This window comes from uncultured Oscillibacter sp. (assembly GCF_910579365.1).
Taxonomy (GTDB): Bacteria; Bacillota; Clostridia; order Oscillospirales; family Oscillospiraceae; genus Oscillibacter.
The window spans coordinates 1-6416 of sequence record NZ_CAJTUX010000105.1 but is presented as its reverse complement, the minus strand read 5'-3'; the positions used below and the strand labels follow the sequence as shown (position 1 = coordinate 6416).

4 protein-coding genes and 1 pseudogene are annotated in these 6416 nt (G+C 57.9%); 1 reads left to right on the top strand and 4 read right to left on the bottom strand.

Features of this window, described 5'->3' with window-relative positions:
- Positions 1-1121 (top strand): annotated as a pseudogene (locus QZ329_RS14535) (excinuclease ABC subunit UvrA); the annotation flags it as partial.
- Between the two features lie 402 nt (positions 1122-1523).
- Here the strand turns inward: QZ329_RS14535 and QZ329_RS14530 are convergent.
- The 4 genes from QZ329_RS14530 to QZ329_RS14515 form a co-directional block, all read right to left on the bottom strand.
- Entirely contained in the window at positions 1524-3884 is a 2361-nt protein-coding gene (locus QZ329_RS14530; RefSeq protein ID WP_295753719.1) for an FtsX-like permease family protein, read from the bottom strand.
- Positions 3868-4563 (bottom strand): ABC transporter ATP-binding protein, encoded by a 696-nt coding sequence (locus QZ329_RS14525; RefSeq protein ID WP_295753718.1) that lies wholly within the window; start codon positions 4561-4563, stop codon positions 3868-3870. The genes QZ329_RS14530 and QZ329_RS14525 overlap by 17 nt, the downstream gene beginning before the upstream one ends.
- Positions 4564-4626: 63 nt before the next feature.
- The gene (locus tag QZ329_RS14520) at positions 4627-5856 is read right to left on the bottom strand and encodes a HAMP domain-containing sensor histidine kinase (RefSeq protein WP_295753717.1); all 1230 of its coding nucleotides are present in this window, start codon (positions 5854-5856) and stop codon (positions 4627-4629) included.
- Positions 5853-6416 (bottom strand): response regulator transcription factor (locus QZ329_RS14515; RefSeq protein WP_295753716.1); only part of this gene is annotated, 564 nt, incomplete at its 5' end. The genes QZ329_RS14520 and QZ329_RS14515, both read right to left, overlap by 4 nt.

The window sequence follows — 6416 nt, the reverse complement described above, 5'->3', positions numbered from 1 at the left end:
AGGCAGGGGCCAACGGCGGGCAGGTGGTGGCCCAGGGAACGATCCCGGAAATTGCCCAAAACAGGGCGTCCCAGATTGGCCCGTTCCTGGCCGGGACGGCGGATATCCATGTCAGGGACCGAGCCTGCGCCGGGGAGCTGTTCGCACTGGGCAGGATACACCTCTCCACTGCTGCCATCCACACGGTGAAGCCGCTGGAGGTCAGCATACCAAAAGGCCGCCTGACGGTTGTGACCGGCGTATCCGGTTCCGGCAAGACCACGCTGATTCTGGAGAGCTTGGTTCCCGGACTGGCAGCGTTATCCGGTGGGACCACGCTGCCGGAGCACGTCCTGAAGCTGGAGGCGGAGGGTATCCGTCAGGTAAAGCTCATTGACGCCACCCCCATCGGCGTCAATGTCCGCTCCACGGTGGCCACTTACGCCAATGTCCATGACGAGCTGCGGAAAATTTTCGCCAGGACCCCGGACGCAAAGGAGCTGGGGTTCAAGGCCGGGGATTTCTCCTATAATACCGGAAAGCTGCGCTGTCCGGTGTGCGATGGCACGGGGACGATTGACCTGGATGTGCAGTTTTTGCCTGATGTGACCATCCCCTGCCCGGATTGCCGCGGTTCCCGGTATGGACGGGAGGCATATCAGGTGAAGCGCGGAGACTGCTCCCTGCCGGAGCTGATGGCGATGAACGTCAACGCGGCCCTGGAGACCTGCAAAGATTTGAAATTAGTCCGCCAGCGGCTGGAGGTGCTGAAGGACTTGGGCCTGGGGTATCTGACCCTGGGGGAGGAAACCCCCAGCCTGTCCGGCGGCGAGGCCCAGCGGCTGAAGCTGGCCAGCGAGATGGGGAAAAGCCAGTCAGATTCTGTCTTTGTCTTTGACGAGCCTACGATTGGCCTGCACCCCCTGGATGTGCGGACGCTGTTGGGAGTGTTCCAGACCCTGGTGGAGCACGAGGCCACGGTGGTGGTGATCGAGCATGACCTGGATGTGATCCGCAACGCCGATTACATCATCGATATGGGTCCCGGCGGCGGTGAGGCGGGCGGATGTGTGGTGGCAGCCGGGACGCTGGAGGAGATTGCCGGCAGCCCCAACAGTGTGACCGGACAATACCTGATATAAGCTGAAGTCCAGCCGGCACAAGTGGGGCGGGCGGTTTTTCTCTGTATTTTCCAAAATTAATTGATATCCATACCCTGTTTTGATTTGGTCCATACATCTGACTGATAAACTGTTTTTGCGGCAGTTTATCTCTAAATTCTCCGCAATTCAAAGCGCGCAACGTATTGTGCGGCCTCTATTCCGCTATCAGAATAGAGGCCGCGCTCGTTTTCAACATTATTTGCACTTTTCACGCAGCTTACAACTGAATCGTTCCATCTGGCAAAGGCGGACGGTGTGTTCCCCTTTCCACACCGGCCGCCTTCCTGGTCTTAATGCGCGCATAATAGAATATGCGGTAGCAGACGCTTTTCATATTGAAAAGGCAGGTCATCGGCTTGGGATTATCCGCTTCCTGTTATATCACTGTGCGCAAATGGTATCAACAATGGTCATGCTATGGATTCGTCTTATGGGCCCATATACCGCCAATGCTACGGAAAAGAGGAGGATCAGGAGGATGATCCCTAACTCAGACCAAGGAATGCCCCACGGCTCGCCCCACTTTTGCCCAATCAGCATGGCGAACAGGAGCCTGTTGGCGAGCAAGCCCAGTACCGTACCGGCCACGCTGCCTGATAAGGCGTAGGCCCCCGCCTCTGCAACTACCATTTTGGACAACTGCCGGGTGCTCAGTCCAATGGCCCGGAACGCGCCATATTGCTTTGTTCTGGATGCGACGCTCATTGCAATGCTGTTGACCACGTTGAAAATCGTAATCAGGGCAATCAGGACGAGAAAACCATAGACAAAAAGATTGAAGCAGTAATAGATGCCCCGCGTGCTGCTGTTTCCCAGCCGTTCATCCGAGAAGGTATACTGAGTGCCCACCATCTGATGGATTGCGCTGACCTCACTGTCAGAGGCGCCCCGAACCAGCTGTATATCAATCACGGTGAAATCTGTCAGCCCAGTCATCTGCCGGAAACTGTCCTCAGAGCAGATGATGAGCCCGACACCGGCGGCGTTGCTGAATGGGCAGTCGGAGAGTATCCCAACGATTTCGATTTCCCGGGGTGTCCCGCCGGCCTGAATGGTGATCGTGTCCCCGACCTTTATGGTGCTGTCTGACTCCTTCACCACCAGACCGGTACCGGCTGCCTGCTGGGCAGCCTCCAGAGAGCCTTCCAGCAGATAATCCTCTGCCCAGCCAAACTGGTTTGCATCGTAGGAGATCAGATCGGCTGTCTGGACTGCGTCACTTCCCGAAACAGGCACACCGTAGGCAAACATCCGGCCATAGGCCGCTTTGACTGCCGGTATTTCATTCAGACGCTCCAGCAGAGCGCTGTCCACGGAACAGGTGCGGTCCGGACTGACGATGGATAAATCCGGCGTCCAGGGCTGCAGCGGCGTCAGGGCGTGGCGCATGAAGTCAACGGTTACGGAGAAGGAGAGGAAAAGAACGATGCTCAAGGCGAAGGAGCCGGTCATGAGCAGATAGTTTTTCCTGCTGGAGACGGCGTGATGGATGCCCAGGGCGGTATCCACCTTTGCCAGCTGCGTATTGGCCGCGGAGCGGACAGGCCGGGCCTCGCCTGCGCTGCCGGAAACCGCGGCCAGCGGCGAGACCTTTGCGGCGCGTTTTGCCGGGGAGCGGGCCGCGAGCATCACGGTAAGCAGTCCCACCAGGACGCCGGCGGCCACGCTGGGCAGGCTCAGACCGAAGGCGGGCATTGCCGCAAAGTAGCCCGGGCTGAGGTATCGAAGGATGGCGCACAGGACCCATATCACCACGACCCCCAAGGCCACACCGGCGGGGATCGCAAGGCGGCACCAGCCGAGCGCTTCCCTGCGCACCATCTGCATGACCTGCCTGGGCGTTGACCCAATACAGCGCATCAGGCCGAAAAATTCCATGCGCTGCGCAACATTGCTGTTCAGGCTGCTGGCGATCATCAGAATCCCTGCTGACATGACCAGAACGAAGAGAATCCCTGCCGCCGCGTAGATGAACATCATAAAGCTGTCCCGGCTCTGTCCCAGCAGGCCCAGCAGCTTTGTGTTTTCGGATACCTGGCCGTCTGACAGCTGGAAGGCCGATTTGAGATTTTTGATGCTTCCTTGGATATCCCGGGTATGGGAGAATTGGACATAGTACATAATGTCAAAATCGGCGGGTGCCCCCTCTGTGACGCCGGGATAAATGGCGCGGTAGTCCTCTATACACAGGAAAATCCCATATGCGTCGCTGCGCATCAAGCCGGAGGAGTTCCCTACAAATCCAGTGATCGGATAGTGGAGTGAAGTCCCATCCGGGGTGTGCAATGTTACCTCGTCCCCAATGTGGAGGCCCATCATCTCCCTGGCGTTTTCCGTGACCAGCGCGCCGCCCTCTGCCTGTGGGTAAGCGCCCTCCGTCAGCATATCAAGAAAAATTTTTGTGACAAGGGCTTCATCGCTGCCGAAGATCACCGTCTCTTTTCCTCCCATGGTATAACCCAGATTGGCGCCAAAGTTCAAAGTACCATAGGGGGAAATCACCGCAATGTCGGGCCGGGCCGCCATCAGCGCCGCATTCTCAGCGCTGATGTTTCTCAGGCCGATATGCCAGCTGCCATCGTCCCGCTGGGCCTGTAAGATCTGGCTGCGGATAAACATATCCGCCATGCCGAAAATGGTGGTTACCAGGAATACGGACAGGATAATGCAGAGGATGGACATCCGGTTCTGTTTCCGGTGTACCTTTGCGGAGATGGGGATCAGGTCAAGAAAGTGTTTCATCCGCTTCCCCTCCCAAGTCCGTCAGCACGCCGTCCGCCACCTGGAAAACGCGATCCACGGAAGCGGTCAGGTTTCGGTTGTGGGTGATCATCAGAATGGTCTGCTGGTAGTGCCGGGACGCCTGGGTCAGCAGCTCCATGACATCGCGGCTGTTCTTGCTGTCCAGATTTCCTGTAGGCTCGTCGGCCAGGATCAATTTGGGCTTTGTAATCAGCGCCCGGCCGATGGCCACCCGCTGCTGCTGTCCGCCGGAGAGCTGGTTGGGCAGGTGATTCCGGCGGGAGGTCAGGCCCAGCAGCTCCAGAATCTCCTGGACAGCGGCGGGGTTCGGTTTCTTATAGTCCAAGAGCAGGGGAAAGATGATATTTTGCTCCACGTTCAGCTCGGAGACAAGCTGAAAGGACTGGAAAATGAAGCCGATATTCCGCCGCCGGAAGATGGTGCGTTTTTCTTCCCCCATGGAGAACAGGTTCTGCCCGTCCATCCGGACTTCGCCGGAAGTGGGGGTGTCCAGAGCGCCGATACAGTTGAGCAGGGTGCTCTTGCCGGAGCCGGATTCGCCGACCACTGCGGCAAATTCTCCCTTTTCCAGGGAGAAGGACACGTTTTTCAAGGCGTCAACCCTTGCCTCGCCCTTGCCATAGGTCTTGCACAGGTTCTGTACGGTCAAAATTTTCATAGCACAAATGCCTCCTTGCGCTAGAGTATAACAGAGGCAGCTTACAATCAGGTGAATTTCAGCTTACAGTTCTGTAAGGAAGGAGAGGGTGAAGGTTGTGCCGGTCCCCGGATCGCTCTGCACGGCGATGATGCCGCCCTGCCCCTCTATGATCGACTTCGCCAGGGGGAGCCCCAGCCCGATTCCCTGGGTATCCAGGGAGCGCTTGCCGCGGTAAAACCGCTTGAAAATGTGGTGGATGTCCTCCGGAGCGATGCCGCTGCCGTTATCTGTAATGAAAATACGCAGCATGGCGGGGGTATGCTCCCAATGGATGCGCACGGTTCCGCCTGGACCGGTGTGGTCCAGAGCGTTTTTCACGATGTTGCCGATGGCCTCGCAGGTCCAGTCCCTGTCACACACCAGCTGCTGCCCGGCATCTCCGTCAACGAGAATCCGCTTGTTTTCGCGCCCGGCCCGTGTCGTCAGCTCACGGATGGATTGGGATACTAGCGCGGCGACATTGAGGCAGTCCTTCTCAAACACGATATTCCCCGTATCCAGCCGGGTGATTTTCAGCATGGCTTGAATCAGATATTCCATACGCTTCAGCGAAACGGACATTTTGGCGGAAAATTCCCGCACCGTATCGGGATGCTCCGGTTCATCCGCAATGATTTCCTGATACATGGTAAGGGCAGCCAAGGGCGTCTTGAGCTGGTGGGAGATGTCTGATATGGATTTTTTGAGGAATTCCTTGGCCTGATGCTCGGTTTCTGTTTTGGCCTGGAGCATGGTTGCCAGCTGTTCCACCTGGGCAAATATCTGATCGATTGCGCCCTCGCTGCTTCGGGGCAAGTGCTGGGAGAAATCCCCGCAAAGGTAGCCGCTGACGGCTTGGTCCGCCTGGCTGTACAAGCGTTTCCGCGCCGAAAAGAACACCCAGGTTCCGGCAAAGAGGGCAACAACCAGCAGGATGGCCATGCCGGCGGCGGCAGTGAAGCTGGAGCGTTGGAGCTGCGCGCAGAAGGGGAGCAGCCCGCTTTCGGCTGTGGCATCCACCCCCACCATGGCGAGCAGAGCCGTCCCTTCCTCGCTGATTTCTGTACTTGTGAGCGCGGCAGCAATGACCGTGCGGGGGACTTCCTGCGCTAAAAGGGAGGCCGCTATGGCCTCGCTGCGGGATAGATAGATATCCTTTGCCAAATTCATTTGTATCGAACTCAGCAGCATTCCCATACCAACGATACACACGGAGATGCACGCCAGAAAGAGTCCATAGGCTCTAATCTGCCTGTCTTGATAAAAGCTCATGGCGAAACCTCTTTCCACTGGTAGCCAAAGCCCCGGACCGTAAGCAGATGCAGAGGGTGGGAGGGGTCGGCCTCCACCTTCTCCCGCAGGCGGCGCACATAAACAGATAAGGTGTTGCCGTCCACATAATTCCCGGCGTCGTCCCACAGCTCGCTGAGGATGGTGTCCCGCGTAACAACGCGGCCGGCGTTGCGTACCAGCAGGCAGAGCAGGCGGTATTCCGCGCCGGTCAGATCCAGGGGCCTGCCGTCCAGGCAGGCCCGGCTTCCCAGAAGGTCGATTTGGGTGTCCCCACATTGGATTATCTCCGATGGCGCCGGCTTGGCCATACCGGTCCGGCGCAGCAGCGCCCGGATGCGGGAACACAGCTCGCCCAGTTTGAACGGTTTGGTCATGTAGTCGTCGCCGCCGCTGTCCAGACCGCGGATGATGCTGACTTCCTCGTCGGACGCGGTCAGAAAAATAATGGGGATCCGCTGATTCTGCGCCCTGACCCGTTCACAGACTTCAAACCCCGTTCCGTCCGGCAGAGTGACATCCAGAAGCAGCAGAACATACTG

Bases quoted from the DNA above. Each gene is read 5' to 3' on its own strand.
- QZ329_RS14530 (WP_295753719.1), bottom strand. From the start codon at position 3,884: ATGAAACACTTTCTTGACCTGATCCCCATCTCCGCAAAGGTACACCGG.
- QZ329_RS14525 (WP_295753718.1), bottom strand. From the start codon at position 4,563: ATGAAAATTTTGACCGTACAGAACCTGTGCAAGACCTATGGCAAGGGC.
- QZ329_RS14520 (WP_295753717.1), bottom strand. From the start codon at position 5,856: ATGAGCTTTTATCAAGACAGGCAGATTAGAGCCTATGGACTCTTTCTG.